Genomic DNA, 13,503 nt, shown 5'->3' on the forward strand with positions numbered 1-13,503 from the left:
GGTTACCGGCGCCGCGCGATGTGGTCGGGTAGGGCTTTGTCCCCGACAAGGTCCGAGGATGGGATCGGGGTACCCCACGTCGTCTGCAACGGAAGTTGGCCTGCCCAGACGCCTCCCGCAGCGATGTCGGCGGGGGAATCGACAGGGCCGCCGCTGCGGACCTTGACCGACGCCTCGGTGAGATCCACGGCGAGAACCTCTGTCCAGCTCAGATCGTGCGCTGACGGGTGTGGAACGTAGTCCCACGAGCCCGGCGCGCAGTGCTCGACGATGGTGTGCAGGGCGTGCATCTTCGCGTCAGCGTCGGTGACCTCGGAGGGGCGCGCGTGAATCACCGCGGATCGATAATTCAGCGAGAAGTCCTTGGGGGTGCGCGCGTAGACCACGCCGTCGAGCAGGGTCACCGCGAGGCAGACGTCGTTCGCCCCGGCGAGTCGCAAGCTTTGGGCTTCGGTCGAGCCGTGCAGATACAGGGTGTCGCCGTCGCGCCCGTAGGTGGTCGGCAGTACTAGCGGCGCTCCGTCGGCGATCACCGCGAGGGTGGCATACGAGCGCTTTGTCGAGCAGGGCATAGAGCTCGGAGCGGTCGGTTCGAGCACGCTGCGCATCACGCCGGATCGTGCTGCGCTCGGTCGGTGAGAGCGGACGAGTCATAGGCGGGTCCAGATCGGGCATCGTGATCGTCACCTTCTGCTCGAACGAACACGCCCGGGCCATCCGGGCGATCGAACTCGACAAGAAGCAACCAATCAGTCCGGTCGTAACCCGGTGCAGATCCGCGCCCCGAACCAACTGCGCGGGACCGGCGGCCGCACGGGTGATCCGGCGGTGGCGATCAGGGGGCTCGTTGGATGCGGATGCGGGCTTCGGGCCAGGACAGTGGGATGTCGGCGGATGTTGCTGTGGAGTCGGCGAAGTGGGGGTTGCCGAGGCGGCCGGCCATGTCCTTCAGCATTTCCGCGTGGGTGCCGGTGTGCACGAACACTTCCATGGCCTCCTTGTCGGACCAGGCCGAGAGGGTCCAGAAGGTTTTGGTGAACGGCTTGGCGTCCATGGTGAAGCCGACGCAGCCCGGGGCGGACTTCAACTGGGTGCGGATCTTCACGGTCCAGCGCAGGAATCGGGGAATGTCCCGGTAGCGGTTCAGCGGCAGATTGGTGGTCAGGACGTGTAACTGCGCGTCGGCGGCGGGTCGGTGGACTCCGGCGGACCAGGGTAGGGCGGGCATCGGCAGCCCCTTCCGATCGAGGTGAGCGACCGGCGCGGGCGTCCCGACTGCGGTCGCCAAAGACTCAGAATACTCAGGGGCGCTTGCTGTTCGGCTCGAATTCGGGGTCAGGAGGACCGTGGGATGAGTTCCAGGTACACCGTCTCCTCCGGAACACCGCCGAAGAAGAATCGGTCATACAGTCGAGGCCAGAGGCGGTATATCGAATTGCGCGCCTCCTCCGCATGCGCCCACTCCGACTCGTCCAGTACCCGCGCGGTCGCCCGCACCGCGGGACCGAGCGGTCTCCCCCGCACATTGCAGGGCGCGATCAACGCCTGCGGATTATTCCGAATCCGCTTGACCTTGCCCGACTTCCGCTCGGTGAAGACATAGACGATCCCCTTCTCGTCGATCCCGAACCAGACCGGCGAAGGCATGGCCTCACCGTTGCGCCGGAACGTCACCAATACCGCGTGCCGATGCCCGCGCAACCCCTCGAAATCCCCCGCCGTCGCACCCGATTCACTGATCGTGAACGCCTCGCGATCCCGCAGCCTGTCGTACACCAGGTTCATCCCGCTGCCGACCTTCGCCAAAATTCCCACGGCACACCACCTTCGGGTTATCACACCACGGTGCCACGACAGGCCATACCGGGGTACTACATCCAACGAGAATCCGGTCGATAGCGTCGAAATCGTCAGCCCCCGCGCCGATTTCCGGACGACGGTGGCATCGCCGACTCAGGAAAGATCCTATGACGACCTCTGCCTTGATTCCCGACCCGTCCGCGCCGTCTCCGCGACGCGGCGGCGACGGTGATTACGCTCGTCTGTTGCGCCGGATCTCCGAGGCCGGACTGATGGAGCGGCGGCCGCGCTATTACGTGTTCCGGCTGGGTGCGGTCGGGTTGGCGTTCGTGGCGGTCTGGGTGGCGTTGGTGCTCGTCGGCGATTCGTGGTGGTCGCTCGCGGTGGCGGCGGTGATGGCCGTGACGTTCGCGCAGGTTGCGCTCGTCATGCATGATGTGGCGCACCGTCAGGTGTTTCGGACGCGGCGGACGACGGAGATCGTCGGGCGGATCGTCGGGAACGTGGGTATCGGGTTGGCGTACGGATGGTGGCAGGACAAGCACACTCGCCATCACGCCAACCCGAATCATGAGGAACTCGATCCGGATGTCGCGCCCGACATTCTGGTCTGGTCGCAGCGGCAGGCGCGGAACAGTCGTGGGTTGGCCCGAATCATCGGGCGGGCGCAGGGATTTCTGTTCTTCCCCTTGCTACTGCTGGAGGGCCTCAACCTCCATGTGGCTGGTTTCCGTGCGCTCGGCAAGCGCTCCCTCAAGCACCGCGGGCTGGAGGGCGCACTGCTCTTCGTTCACGTAATCGCCTATGTGACAGCATTGTTGGTGATTCTGCCGCCGGACAAGGCGATCGCCTTCGCGGCAGTCCACCAAGCGCTCTTCGGCCTGTACATGGGCTGCATCTTCGCCCCCAATCACAAGGGCATGCCGACCCTGACCGGCGACGATCGCCCCGACTACCTGCGCCGCCAGGTGCTGACGTCCCGCAACGTCCGCGGCGGTACCCTGACCGACCTCGCCCTCGGCGGCCTCAACTATCAGATCGAACACCATCTGTTCCCGAGCATGCCGACCCCGAACCTGCGCCGCGCCCAGGTGATCGTCCGCGACTACTGCGCCGAAATCGATGTCGCTTACCACGAAACGAGCCTGCTCACCTCCTATCGTGAGGCGCTGCAACACCTCCACCATGTCGGCGCACCCCTGCGCGCGAATGAGAACCGGTTGTAACACGGTCATCGGATGATCCGATCTGCTCAGTGCAACAACGCATTTGGTGAGTTACCCCGAAATGAGGAGTGCACTTGAAGCGTCACAGCCTGACCCGACTGGGTTCCTGCGCCGCCGGTCTCGCGGTCGTGGCCACGGTTTCGATGGCCGCACCGGCCTCCGCCGACAACTGGATCCAGGTGTCGGGCACCGTGCAGTGCGTCAACCAGCCGTACACACTCACGGTGGCCGCCGCGCACATCCAGACCGGTATCTCGTCCTACTACTTCCTGGACGGACCAAGCCTGAACAGCGCGACCATGATCGGCAGCGAGCAGCCCATCCAGCACGGCCAGGACGCGACGGTCACCTGGACCCCCACCACCAGCGGCGCCCACACCCTGTGGTGGCGCGGCATTCAGCCCGGTGGCGGCGGCTTCATCGGCCCGCAGACGGTTACCGTCGTCGACCAGGCCCCCGCCGGGCAGAGCTGCAATCCGACCACGGGCGGTGGCACCGGCAGTGCGGACTCCCTGCCGATCATCGGCCCGCTGTTGAGCCAACTGGGCCTCTGAACCGAATTCGGCCGCAGCCGTGGATCGATCGTGGCGCGGGTGCGGCCGCGGGGGGACACTGGGGGCATAGCCGCAAGGCGCGTCCATCTCCAGGAGCGATGCAATGGCAGGCGAAAACCCGTTCGGGATCGACCCTGAAGAATTCGAGCGTGCGTTGCGGGAGGCGGGAATCGAGTTCCGGGACCTCCTCGGCAAGGCCGGTGAGTATTTCGATCGTGCAAGCGTGGGAACGCTGGCGTCGTTGCTCGGCCAGTTCGTGCAGCCCGAGCGCACTCGCCCACCGAAATCGGAGGGCGCGACCGCAGGTGAGACCGGCAGCGGTGTCTGGGTGATCTACAGCATCGACGATGCGGGCGCGGCCTGGGTCGAGCAGGTCTTCCCGACCGAACTCGAGGCCCTGCGCGCCCACAGCGACAACACCGACGAACGCCGTCGGGTGCGATTCCTGCCCTACGGTGTCCCGGTAACCGCCCTGGACCTGGGCTGAAGCCCTGCGCTGCAACGTTTCCGGTCCCACCTCATCGAGAGTCGGCTCCGGCCCGGATTGCGAGTGCGTCGAGAACGTCGACGTAGTCGGGGGGAACGTCGATGTGCATCACCGAGCCACCGGCGGTTGTCTCGAAGTCGAACGTGAAGAACGAGCAGCATGCGGTTTCCCGGGCGGCCAGCTCACGGCCCCGAGATTCGGCTCCCGGCTCGATCAGCAGATCGAGCCGGGTGCGGTCGGGGCGTTCGACGCGCTGCACCACATCGGCGAAGAACTGATCGAACTCCGCCACCCGCATGGGCTGCTCGGGGGTCGGCAGCGTGCACGCGTCCGGAACCCAGTCGACAGGGTCCCCTCCGATTGTCATGCCTCCACGGTAACCGCGTCGGTGAGCACCTCATAGGTGCTGAGCCGGTTGCCGTCGATGGGTGCGTGGTCGGGCCAGTGGTGGGCCGCCCGAAACGCATCGGACTCGAGATACGCGGAATATGCTCGCTCGTCGCTGAATTCGAGGATCGACAGGTAGCCGCGGTCGGGTTCGGTGGGCTGTAGCAGGCGTGCGCCGCGCAATCCGTCGACCTCCTGCATGGTCCCCTGCATGCTGGCAGCGAAGTTCGTTTCGAAGACGGCGCGATTCTCGGCCGCGACGAAGAGCTCATTGATGACGACGAACATGGCTTCTCCTGGTGAATCAAAGGTCTACTGCGGTGATTTGCAGTGCGCGACAGAGGAATTCGATGGTCTCGCGAGTCACGTAGTCGACCGGATCGCCGGCGTCGAGCCGGTCGATGGCCCGCCCGAGTACACCGTCGACGAGATTGGCGGTCAGGTCCGGATCCGGGTCGCCGCGATCGGTCAGCGCCGTCCGCAAGGGTGCTGTGAGGTCATGGTGATGGCGGGTCAGTATCGCCCGCGCGGCAGGATCACCAGGCATGCCACCGCCCAGCACCGCGACCCGATGCGCACCGGCGGCCGCGAGTTCGAGCGTGACCCGCAGGTAGGCCATGACGCGACCATCCGCCGTTTCGTAACGTCCGACCGCCTCGCGCACCCGCGCACCCCACTCCGCGAAACCGTCGGCCACCACACGCGCCAAAATCTCGTCCCCGGAACGGAAGTACTTGTAGACGCTGCTGCGTGCCAGCCCGGCGACCGCCCCGACTGCCGCCGGAGTCACCGCATCCACCCCGCCGTCGAGCAACAGCTCACGCGCCGCATCCAACAGGGCCCGTTCTTGATTGGCCCGGTGCTCGGCAACCGTGGGCGCATCGATCCTCGGCATCGCGGCTGACGACCACCTTCGAAATCTTGGGGACACTGTGTCGCCAAACTATCACGGTTGCACGGGTGTGTACGTTCCGACTCCACAACCGAATACTGTGGCAATAGCGGCGTTGGCTCGGATGACCTTGGAGGACACACGAATCTCGCATCGAGTTCCATGCCCGTCCCGGGTGGCGGCCGATGAGCGGCGGCGGATTCGCGCTCGCGCTCACGGTGTTTCTCGCCTGCGCGGTGGAGGCCGTCGAGGCATTGACCGTCGTGCTGGCCGCGGGCACAACCCGCGGCTGGCGATCGGCGATGCAGGGCCTCGCTGCCGCGTTGCTGATGCTCGCCGTGGTGATCGCGGTACTCGGCCCGGCGGTCCGATTCATTCCACTGACCTCGCTCCGGTTGGTGGTCGGCGCGCTCCTGTTGGTCTTCGGGCTGCAGTGGCTGCGCAAGGCGGTACTGCGCGGCTCCGGATACCGCGCGCTACACGACGAGACAGTGGCATTCCGGAAGCAAATCGCCGCAGCCGCAACGGCTTCGAGCGGTCGACGCGGCATCGTCGACGACTGGTACGGATTCACGCTGTCGTTCAAAGGCGTTGTCCTCGAGGGCCTGGAGGTCGTGTTCATCGTCGTGACCTTCGGCGCGAACCAACACGACATCCCACTGGCCGTGGCCGGCGCCGCAGTCGCGGTGGCAATGGTCGCGCTCCTGGGCCTGGCCATCCGCAAGCCCCTCGCCCGCGTCCCGGAGAACACCATGAAGTTCGCCGTCGGCGTCATGCTGACAGCATTCGGCATCTTCTGGTCCGGCGAGGGCGCAGGAGTCACCTGGCCCCACACCGACGCCGCCCTCCTAGCGCTGGTCCCCACCATCGCCGCAGCCGCCCTCGCCACCACCCTCGCCCTGAAGCGAATTCACCCCCGACCAGCACAGGCAACCTCATGAAAGCCATCCGAACCTTCCTGGCCTTCTGGTACGACTTCATCGTCGGCGACGACTGGTTCTCCGCCCTCGGCGTCCTACTAGCCCTCCTGGCAACCGCCGCCCTCGTCCACCTCGGCATCAATGCGTGGTGGCTACTCCCGATATCGGTCGCCCTCGTCTTCGGCATCTCTTTACGGCGCGCGATCCGCTCCTGATGCCTCGCGGCTGAATCCTTTTCGTCTCCGGTCGCACTTATAGGGGTGCGGGCCACCAAGGTTCGTGGAAAGGGAGACGGTGATGGCGGTACGGGCTGTTTGGAATGGTGAGGTGGTGTCGGAGAGTGCTGGGTCGGGGGTGAAAGATCGAGGTCACTCCCCCGCCGTGCGGATTCTCCGATGGCCAGTAACCTCCTTCGCGTGAGTAAGGAATTCGGGGTGGACGTCGTCGGCGCGCTCGAGATCGCGCGGGCCGCGGCGGAGTTCGAGTGGAGTTGGACCGCACAGGATGTCGGTCGTTTCGCGTGGCAGGTCGGTTGGAGTACGCCGCAGGGAGCGCAGACGCGAGGTTCGGAATCGGGGGATGTATTTCTCACCTATCGGACCGGGCTTCGCGTCTCCACTCCGGAGGTCACTTTCGTGGTCGGCGCCGATGGCGCATTGGAATTGGCGTGGCTGCAGGTGACCGATGAGCGGCCGCAACGGTACGGTCCGGTGCCGCAGGACGTGTTCGAGGAATTCGTGAACCGATTCCGGTCGGTCTTCGGCGAGCCCACCGAGCGATCCGTCGACCCCCTGGTCGTGCCGAGCGTGATCTGGGCGCTGCCCCACGTGCTGATCCAATTGGTCCGCGGCGACTCGGTGGACCTGCGGCTGGTCAATCCGGTTCATCGTCGCGAGCCTGCCGCAGCCGATCGCGCCGAAACCGATCAGTGGGCCGATCTGAGCGAGCGGGCCAGGGCCGGCACGGAATTCGCGGATCGGATCGCGATCGTGCTGGCCGCCGATTTCGGCCGTGGCTTCGGCCCACGCCGCGTTCCAGGCTCGGGCCCCGAGGCGCAGCCGCGCCCGCAGCAGCGTCAGGAATTCGGTCGAGGCGGCACGGGTTCGTGGTCACGGGCCGAAATCCTGCAGCTGTGCCGCGATCTGGGCTGGGCCGCCGAGGAACAGTCCTACGGTATCCACGCCGACGGCCCGCCACATTTGACGGTGCTGGCGGGCGCGACCGCCGAGTACCAGAAGCGTTACGACTACGGCGAATACAGTTCGGTCCTGCTGGTGCAATACCTCCCGGACGAGGCCGCCGACGACGCGTATCGAGCCGCCCTGCGGGAATGCGTCCGACTACTCGGTACTCCCCACCTGGTCGGCGGGCCCGACGCCTTCGCGAAATGGCGCTACACCGACACCACCATCGAATTGACCCGTGACCGTGGCGATTCGGCCGATATCACGCTGACCGTCCTGCCGACCCACGCCGCCGAATGGGAGGAAGGCCGCAACCAGGAATACGGCGAGTACGGCGAGGACTGGGTCGGGCACCTCTGGGAATTGCAACCCGACACCGGTCTCACCGCCGCACTGGGCGGGTCGATGCATTACCCGGAGCCGGACGCCGAGGACTGGGATGAACTCGGCTGGAATCTGGAGCAGATCTTTACCTCACTGGCCATGGATCTGCCGGTACTGGACCCGTACGGCACCGAAGTCGCCTGGGCCATCAAACAGGTGGGTGCGGCCGACGGCCTCGCCCGCGGCTGGTTCTCGCCGACCGGATGCATGCTGGAACTGATGCGGGGCGGCCGGTGGGAGCAGCGCATGTACCCGGCGGGCGCTGACTCGGGCCGCAAGATCGCCGAGCTCACCATCGCCGCATTGCGTGACAGCGCGGCGAAGTCGCCCGGTGATCTGGAGGTCAAGGCCGAAGCAACACAGCCGCCGCAGCTGGTCAGCCATGTCCGATTCGGCATCGGAGAGGATGAGATCGACTGGGGCGAAGAGGATCCGGACTACTACGGCTCGGACGACGATGATGACGCGGACGACGACATCCGGATACCCGCTCGCCCGACCCGGTCCGGCGCATCCGCACGCGCGCACGGCGCATGGGAACGCACACTCGACGACGACAGGGACTTCCTGCGCCGCCTCGCCACCATCGCCCAGGACGCGATCCGCACCGGCACGACCGCCGTCCCCGACGAGGACCGCTGGGTGATTCCGCCGCAGTGGCGCAGCGGCGCAGAAGGTTTCCGCGGCCGCGCCGGCTCCCCGCCACCGCCCGTCGACCCCCGCGCCACCGAGGCGCTGATCGGCATCCTCGACTCCTGCCGCTCCCGCCTGACCGAGATGCTGGCCGAAACCCGCGGGAAAGGATTGGTGGCCATTGCCGATGCGGCCGCGGCCTATCTCGCCGCACCGGCCAGAACCGCCTCCCCGCTCGGCGCCGCGGCCATCTGGGTCTTGGTCGCCGAGGACTACTGGGAATGCTGCGGCGCCTCCTTCCCCCACATGGATCACGTGGAGCGAGACATCCTGCCGCGCTTCGTCGACAGCTGGCTGACCAGTTTCGGTCTGGCCTTCGCTGCCGAGACCGTCGTGCTCGCCCGGGGCTTGAACGTGGAGTCGGGACTTCCGCACGGCACCCTGACCGCGTTGCGTCGGACCGATTGCGGCCCAGCCCAATCCGACGACATCAGCCGCCGTATCCGCGCGCACCTCGCGTTCGCGCCCGAGCCGATGTACCGGCAGGCCGCCGCGCACCTTGCCGGGGTACGCACCCGCCTGGACACCGTATGGGCCAGGCTCGCGACCTCCTACCTGATGCCGGAACGGCAGGACTGGGTGGACGCCGATCTGGCTCTCGAAGGACTGTCGCGCTACAACCACTCGGTATCGATGCTGGCCACGTGCTTGACCCGACCCGACCAGTACAAGCGTTTCCACGCGGCGGTCGGCGAACCGATGCTCGTGGAGATCGACCAGCTGTACAGCATGCTGGTGCAACTGGGTCCCGAATGCCTCGACGTACTCTCGGAATGGTTCTCGGAGGCCGCCTCCGGTGTGAACGAGATGCGGAGCGCCGCAGAGGTACTCGCATGGGTCCCCACCGACGGTGCGTACGAGGTGCTGCTCGACCTGCGCGAGAACGAGGACGTCGTCGGCGCCCTGACCGCCGCTACGGCGCGCTACCCGCATCGCGCGCTACGACTGCTCGAAGACATGTCCGACTCCCCCGAATCCGACGACTCACCACGGCGATTCGACCCCTTCGGCCTGCGCACCTACGCCGCGGCGGTGCGCGCGCGAATGGGCCTGCCTGCCCGCTCCGGCGCGAGCGCCCTCCCTTACGTCAGCTTCGCGCTGATGGGCCTGTGCGTGCTCGCCTACGTGGTCACCGCGTGGCAAGCCCACAGCTTCTCCCCGACCCCGCAGCACTCACGCGTGTACGCGGATCTGATGTTGAGCCGCCGATCGGTCGTCAACGGCGAGGTATGGCGAATCCTGACCGGTGGCTTCATGGCCGGCAGCCCTGGGTATCTGCTTTTCACGACGCTGTTCGGCTGCGCCGTAGGCTATTTCGGCGAAGCCCTGTTCGGCCGGGCGCGGTACGCCGCGATCTTCCTGGCCTCGCTGCTGGGCGGCACGGCCGCCATCATGTGGACGATCAGGAATTATGCGGCATTCGGGCCGGGCATCGGAGTCGTCGGCGGAATGACCGCGGTCCTGACCGTGCTGGCGGTGATGCACCGGTTCCGGTGGATGCCTGTAATCGGTTCGGTGCTGGCCGTATTGGCCATCGGTCTGCAGCTGTGGCTGAATCCGAGCGCGTGGTGGGGCCCCGCCGGAGCGATCGGCACCGCCGTGATCGCCACCATCGGCTTCATCAGCCTGCCCCGCTGGCTGCGCGCCAAAACCGACGACGCCTCCCGCACCATCGGCTGGCTGGCGATGGGCGCGATCACCCTGTACACCCTGATTTCGATCGGCGGTGTCATGGCAATCCTGGCCTGACCGCCCACGATCTCCGTCATGATGTAAACCGTCAGTGGCAGACTGGATTTCGGCGCGGGGAGCGTCGAATATCGCACGGCACGCTGGCGGCATCATGGCAGATTCATTCGAGGCGGCGGTTCCTGCGCTGCCATGGCGGTTCAGCACCCACACGCTCGATGTCGAGCAGGCCAGCGAGCAGGGCGGCGAGACCTATTACCCACTCCGAATGCGGGTCCTGGGCCGCGGGGAACAGTTCGGAATGTCGATCGACGCCATGCAACTCGGCGCGATCCTGGTGGGCGACTGCCGATTCGACGCCGATATTCGAATGGACTTCGCCGAACTGCGCCACTTCTATCACGTCAACATTCCGCTGTCGGGATCGCTGATATCGAAGAATCTCGGCCACGAAGTCGAGGCGATTCCGCAGCGCGCGGTGCTGTACGGGCCGACCGGCGATGTGCAACTGAGTCATTGGAGCGCGCACAGCCGCATCCTCTGCATCAAGATCCGCCGTGATGCCCTGGAATCGGAATTGCAGCGGCTGCTGCAACGCCCGATCCGCGGACCGCTCCGTCTGGCCCCCTCGATGGATCTGACCAGCGGCTACGGGCGGGTCGTCCGGGATCTGGCCCGCCTGCTGGCCGGGCAGATCGGTGAACCGGAACCACTGACCCGGCAGGAGATCATCGGTGAACCGCTGTGGCACAGCATGCTCACCCATCTGCTGGCCGCGGCCGATCACCAGCACCACGAGGAGTTGCTCAGACCGGGGCCGCCCTGCCGCCCGCCCGCCATCGCGCGAGTGATCGATGCCATGCACGCCACGCCCCAATATCCCTTCACCGCAGCCGATCTCGCGGAGACCGCGGGCGTCAGCATCCGCACACTCCAGGCGGCGTTCCGCACGCACCTCGACTGCTCCCCCATGGAGTATCTGAGGAATCTGCGCCTGGAGCGCGCACACGCGGAACTCGCCGCCGCGGATCCGGCCTACACCAGCGTCACCGATATTGCCTACCGGTGGGGTTTCACGCACACGAGCCGATTCGCGCGGGCCTACCGGCTGCGCTACGACACCTTGCCGTCGGACACCCTGCGCAAATCGGCTGCCGCTCGCGCGAATCGGATCGCGATGGGCACTGCGCGGGCCCTAATCTTCGATAACGGCGGTCTCAACGGCATCGCCGAATGAATCTCGCGCGAGGGGTCCCGAGATTCGGATGGCATCGACCCGGGGGCGGCAGTTATGTCCGATACGACAAGCATTTACGAGCAGATCGGCGGTGGCCCGGTCCTCCGCAGCGTGGTCTGCGACTTCTATCGCCTGATGCTCGACGACCAGCGGCTCGCGCCGTTCTTCGCCGACTCCGACCTGGAGCGGCTGGAGGATCGCCAACTCGCCTTCCTCACCGCGGCCCTTGGTGGACCCGGCCCTTATGTGGGCCCGTCGATGCGCCAAGTCCATTCCGGCCGCCACATCCGACTCGTCCACTTCGCCCTCGCCACCGGCTACTTGGCGAACGCGCTCGGCTCGGCCGGCATCCAGCTGCACCTCATAGGCGCGGTCCTGCACATCATCGCCCCGCTGGCCGACGATATCGCCACGGAGAGCCTGGTGAACGAGGCATGAGCGTGCTTCCCGCATTACCGCTATGGCGGATCACACCCGAAAATGACTGGCATCGGCGCAGCAAATTGATTAGCCTAAGAAAAGTGTTGGGCTTCTCGGCCACGCCGATGACGTCGTAGGTCTGCCCTCCAGTCGGAGCGTCTGCGCTTCGCGCACCCACTCGCCCGCCGCGATCTGTATCCGGCGTCGGCTGTATTCACCCCCTCCGGGCGGTTGCGGTTCAGGGAGCGAAACCCGCACACCTGAGTCCGTCGCACCTGAGGAGGCAAATCTGTGAGCCCAGGAGTTGTAGCCCCGCCCCAGTCCGATCTTCGACACACTCCCGGCGACACTCCCCCACACCGCACCTTCGGGTCACTACATATACGCAACTACCGCCTGTTCTTCACCGGGCAGGTGGTCTCCAATATCGGTACCTGGATGCAGCGGATCGCGCAGGACTGGCTGGTATTGAGCCTCACCGGATCCGCCGCGGCCGTCGGCATCACCACCGCCCTGCAGTTCCTGCCGATGCTGTTGTTCGGACTCTACGGCGGCGTCCTCGTCGACCGGCTGCCCAAGCGGCCCTTGCTGATCTGCACCCAAGCCGCCATGGGTGCGACCGGGCTCGCACTCGGCGTGCTCACTCTCACCGGTCAGGTGCAGGTCTGGCATGTCTACGCCACCGCCTTCGTACTGGGCCTGGTCACCGTCGTCGACAATCCGGCGCGGCAGACCTTCGTCTCCGAAATGGTGGGCCCCGACCAGCTGTCGAACGCGGTGAGCCTGAACTCCGCGAACTTCCAATCCGCGCGGCTCGTCGGCCCGGCGGTCGCGGGCGTACTGATCGGGGCGGTCGGCAGTGGCTACGCCTTCGTCTTCAACGGACTGTCGTTCCTGGCCCCGATCGCGGCGCTATTGCTCATGCGGACAGCCGAATTGCGCGCGGTCGAGCCCGCACCGCGCGGCAAGGGACAGCTGCGCGAAGGCTTGCGCTACGTCGCGGGTCGTCCCGAATTGATCTGGCCGATCGTGCTGGTCGGCTTCATCGGCACCTTCGGTTTCAACTTCGCGATCTGGCTGACCGCCTTCACCGACACCGTATTCCATTCCGGCGCACGCACATACGGCCTGCTCAACACCCTGATGGCGGCGGGCTCGCTGGCCGGCGCCCTGCTGGCCGCCCGCCGGGGTACGTCCCGATTACGGGTGCTGGTCGCCGCGGCGGTGATCTTCGGATTCCTCGAATTGGTGGCCGCCATGACCCCGTCGTTCTGGCTGTTCGCGCTGCTGCTGATACCGATCGGCATGTTCGGCCTGACCGTGAACGTGACCGCCAATTCCTCGATCCAGATGGCCACCGACCCGGCCATGCGCGGCCGAGTCATGGCGTTGTACATGATGGTCTTCACCGGCGGCACCCCGGTCGGCGCCCCGCTGGTCGGCTGGATCACCGACACCTACGGCGCGCGAATCGGTTTCGCCGCGGGCGGCGCAATATCCGCGATCGCCGCCCTGGCCATCGGCCTGATCCTCGCCCGCATCGCGGGCCTGCGCCTGCGCGAACTAGGCGGAACTCGCTTCCTCGTCGCTGAAGCCCGGTAGCCACCGCCCAATCGGTCTCAGATGACTC

15 protein-coding genes are annotated in these 13,503 nt (G+C 66.4%); 9 read left to right on the forward strand and 6 right to left on the reverse strand.

Annotated features, from left to right (window positions below; genetic code table 11):
- Positions 1–2 precede the first annotated feature (2 nt).
- The 3 genes from ACYVN4_RS25335 to ACYVN4_RS25345 form a co-directional block, all read right to left on the reverse strand.
- Positions 3–608: a pyridoxamine 5'-phosphate oxidase family protein gene (locus ACYVN4_RS25335; RefSeq protein WP_460724484.1), complete on the reverse strand. Its 606-nt coding sequence runs from the start codon at positions 606–608 to the stop codon at positions 3–5.
- 227 nt (positions 609–835) lie between these two features.
- Positions 836–1,288 carry a hypothetical protein gene (locus ACYVN4_RS25340; RefSeq protein WP_460724485.1) on the reverse strand — a complete coding sequence of 151 codons (453 nt, stop codon included), beginning with the start codon at positions 1,286–1,288 and terminating at the stop codon, positions 836–838.
- A 47-nt stretch (positions 1,289–1,335) separates the two neighbouring features.
- On the reverse strand, positions 1,336–1,815 hold the full coding sequence (locus ACYVN4_RS25345; protein ID WP_460724486.1) for a PPOX class F420-dependent oxidoreductase: 480 nt from the start codon (positions 1,813–1,815) through the stop codon (positions 1,336–1,338).
- A 152-nt stretch (positions 1,816–1,967) separates the two neighbouring features.
- Between ACYVN4_RS25345 and ACYVN4_RS25350 the strand changes: the two genes are divergently transcribed.
- The 3 genes from ACYVN4_RS25350 (at position 1,968) to ACYVN4_RS25360 (ending at position 4,067) form a co-directional block, all read left to right on the forward strand.
- Positions 1,968–3,026, forward strand: coding sequence for a fatty acid desaturase family protein (locus tag ACYVN4_RS25350; RefSeq protein ID WP_460724487.1), 1,059 nt, complete (start codon positions 1,968–1,970; stop codon positions 3,024–3,026).
- A 74-nt stretch (positions 3,027–3,100) separates the two neighbouring features.
- The gene (locus ACYVN4_RS25355; RefSeq protein WP_460724488.1) at positions 3,101–3,580 is read left to right on the forward strand and encodes a hypothetical protein; all 480 of its coding nucleotides are present in this window, start codon (positions 3,101–3,103) and stop codon (positions 3,578–3,580) included.
- A gap of 103 nt (positions 3,581–3,683) precedes the next feature.
- Positions 3,684–4,067, forward strand: a complete 384-nt coding sequence (locus ACYVN4_RS25360) for a hypothetical protein (protein WP_460724489.1) — start codon at positions 3,684–3,686, stop codon at positions 4,065–4,067.
- 31 nt (positions 4,068–4,098) lie between these two features.
- Here ACYVN4_RS25360 and ACYVN4_RS25365 read toward each other — a convergent pair whose 3' ends face one another.
- From ACYVN4_RS25365 to ACYVN4_RS25375, 3 genes are read right to left on the reverse strand one after another with little or no spacing between them, the layout of a single operon-like run.
- Positions 4,099–4,434 carry a hypothetical protein gene (locus ACYVN4_RS25365; protein ID WP_460724490.1) on the reverse strand — a complete coding sequence of 112 codons (336 nt, stop codon included), beginning with the start codon at positions 4,432–4,434 and terminating at the stop codon, positions 4,099–4,101.
- Positions 4,431–4,742: an antibiotic biosynthesis monooxygenase family protein gene (locus ACYVN4_RS25370; RefSeq protein ID WP_460724491.1), complete on the reverse strand. Its 312-nt coding sequence runs from the start codon at positions 4,740–4,742 to the stop codon at positions 4,431–4,433. Before ACYVN4_RS25370 ends, ACYVN4_RS25365 begins: the two co-directional genes overlap by 4 nt.
- Before the next feature lie 16 nt (positions 4,743–4,758).
- The gene (locus tag ACYVN4_RS25375) at positions 4,759–5,349 is read right to left on the reverse strand and encodes a TetR/AcrR family transcriptional regulator (RefSeq protein ID WP_460724492.1); all 591 of its coding nucleotides are present in this window, start codon (positions 5,347–5,349) and stop codon (positions 4,759–4,761) included.
- Between the two features lie 182 nt (positions 5,350–5,531).
- Between ACYVN4_RS25375 and ACYVN4_RS25380 the strand changes: the two genes are divergently transcribed.
- The 6 genes from ACYVN4_RS25380 to ACYVN4_RS25405 all read left to right on the forward strand — a co-directional run bounded on the left by ACYVN4_RS25380 (position 5,532) and on the right by ACYVN4_RS25405 (position 13,475).
- Entirely contained in the window at positions 5,532–6,287 is a 756-nt protein-coding gene (locus tag ACYVN4_RS25380) for a COG4280 domain-containing protein (RefSeq protein WP_460724493.1), read from the forward strand.
- Entirely contained in the window at positions 6,284–6,481 is a 198-nt protein-coding gene (locus tag ACYVN4_RS25385) for a hypothetical protein (protein ID WP_460724494.1), read from the forward strand. The genes ACYVN4_RS25380 and ACYVN4_RS25385 overlap by 4 nt, the downstream gene beginning before the upstream one ends.
- A gap of 201 nt (positions 6,482–6,682) precedes the next feature.
- On the forward strand, positions 6,683–10,276 hold the full coding sequence (locus ACYVN4_RS25390) for a DUF6301 family protein (RefSeq protein ID WP_460724495.1): 3,594 nt from the start codon (positions 6,683–6,685) through the stop codon (positions 10,274–10,276).
- Between the two features lie 94 nt (positions 10,277–10,370).
- Positions 10,371–11,453: an AraC family transcriptional regulator gene (locus tag ACYVN4_RS25395; protein WP_460724496.1), complete on the forward strand. Its 1,083-nt coding sequence runs from the start codon at positions 10,371–10,373 to the stop codon at positions 11,451–11,453.
- A 54-nt stretch (positions 11,454–11,507) separates the two neighbouring features.
- A complete protein-coding gene (locus ACYVN4_RS25400) occupies positions 11,508–11,891 on the forward strand; it encodes a group I truncated hemoglobin (RefSeq protein ID WP_460724497.1) in 384 nt (127 codons plus the stop codon).
- Between the two features lie 273 nt (positions 11,892–12,164).
- Entirely contained in the window at positions 12,165–13,475 is a 1,311-nt protein-coding gene (locus ACYVN4_RS25405; RefSeq protein WP_460724498.1) for an MFS transporter, read from the forward strand.
- Positions 13,476–13,503 lie beyond the last annotated feature (28 nt).

Source organism: Nocardia heshunensis (genome assembly GCF_054782115.1).

What these genes read in the sequence shown, in the direction of transcription:
- ACYVN4_RS25350 (WP_460724487.1), top strand. Translation starts at nt 1,968, where the DNA reads ATGACGACCTCTGCCTTGATTCCCGACCCGTCCGCGCCGTCTCCGCGA.
- ACYVN4_RS25400 (WP_460724497.1), top strand. Translation starts at nt 11,508, where the DNA reads ATGTCCGATACGACAAGCATTTACGAGCAGATCGGCGGTGGCCCGGTC.
- ACYVN4_RS25370 (WP_460724491.1), bottom strand. Translation starts at nt 4,742, where the DNA reads ATGTTCGTCGTCATCAATGAGCTCTTCGTCGCGGCCGAGAATCGCGCC.
- ACYVN4_RS25365 (WP_460724490.1), bottom strand. Translation starts at nt 4,434, where the DNA reads ATGACAATCGGAGGGGACCCTGTCGACTGGGTTCCGGACGCGTGCACG.
- ACYVN4_RS25385 (WP_460724494.1), top strand. Translation starts at nt 6,284, where the DNA reads ATGAAAGCCATCCGAACCTTCCTGGCCTTCTGGTACGACTTCATCGTC.
- ACYVN4_RS25335 (WP_460724484.1), bottom strand. Translation starts at nt 608, where the DNA reads ATGCGCAGCGTGCTCGAACCGACCGCTCCGAGCTCTATGCCCTGCTCG.
- ACYVN4_RS25360 (WP_460724489.1), top strand. Translation starts at nt 3,684, where the DNA reads ATGGCAGGCGAAAACCCGTTCGGGATCGACCCTGAAGAATTCGAGCGT.
- ACYVN4_RS25380 (WP_460724493.1), top strand. Translation starts at nt 5,532, where the DNA reads ATGAGCGGCGGCGGATTCGCGCTCGCGCTCACGGTGTTTCTCGCCTGC.
- ACYVN4_RS25395 (WP_460724496.1), top strand. Translation starts at nt 10,371, where the DNA reads ATGGCAGATTCATTCGAGGCGGCGGTTCCTGCGCTGCCATGGCGGTTC.
- ACYVN4_RS25375 (WP_460724492.1), bottom strand. Translation starts at nt 5,349, where the DNA reads ATGCCGAGGATCGATGCGCCCACGGTTGCCGAGCACCGGGCCAATCAA.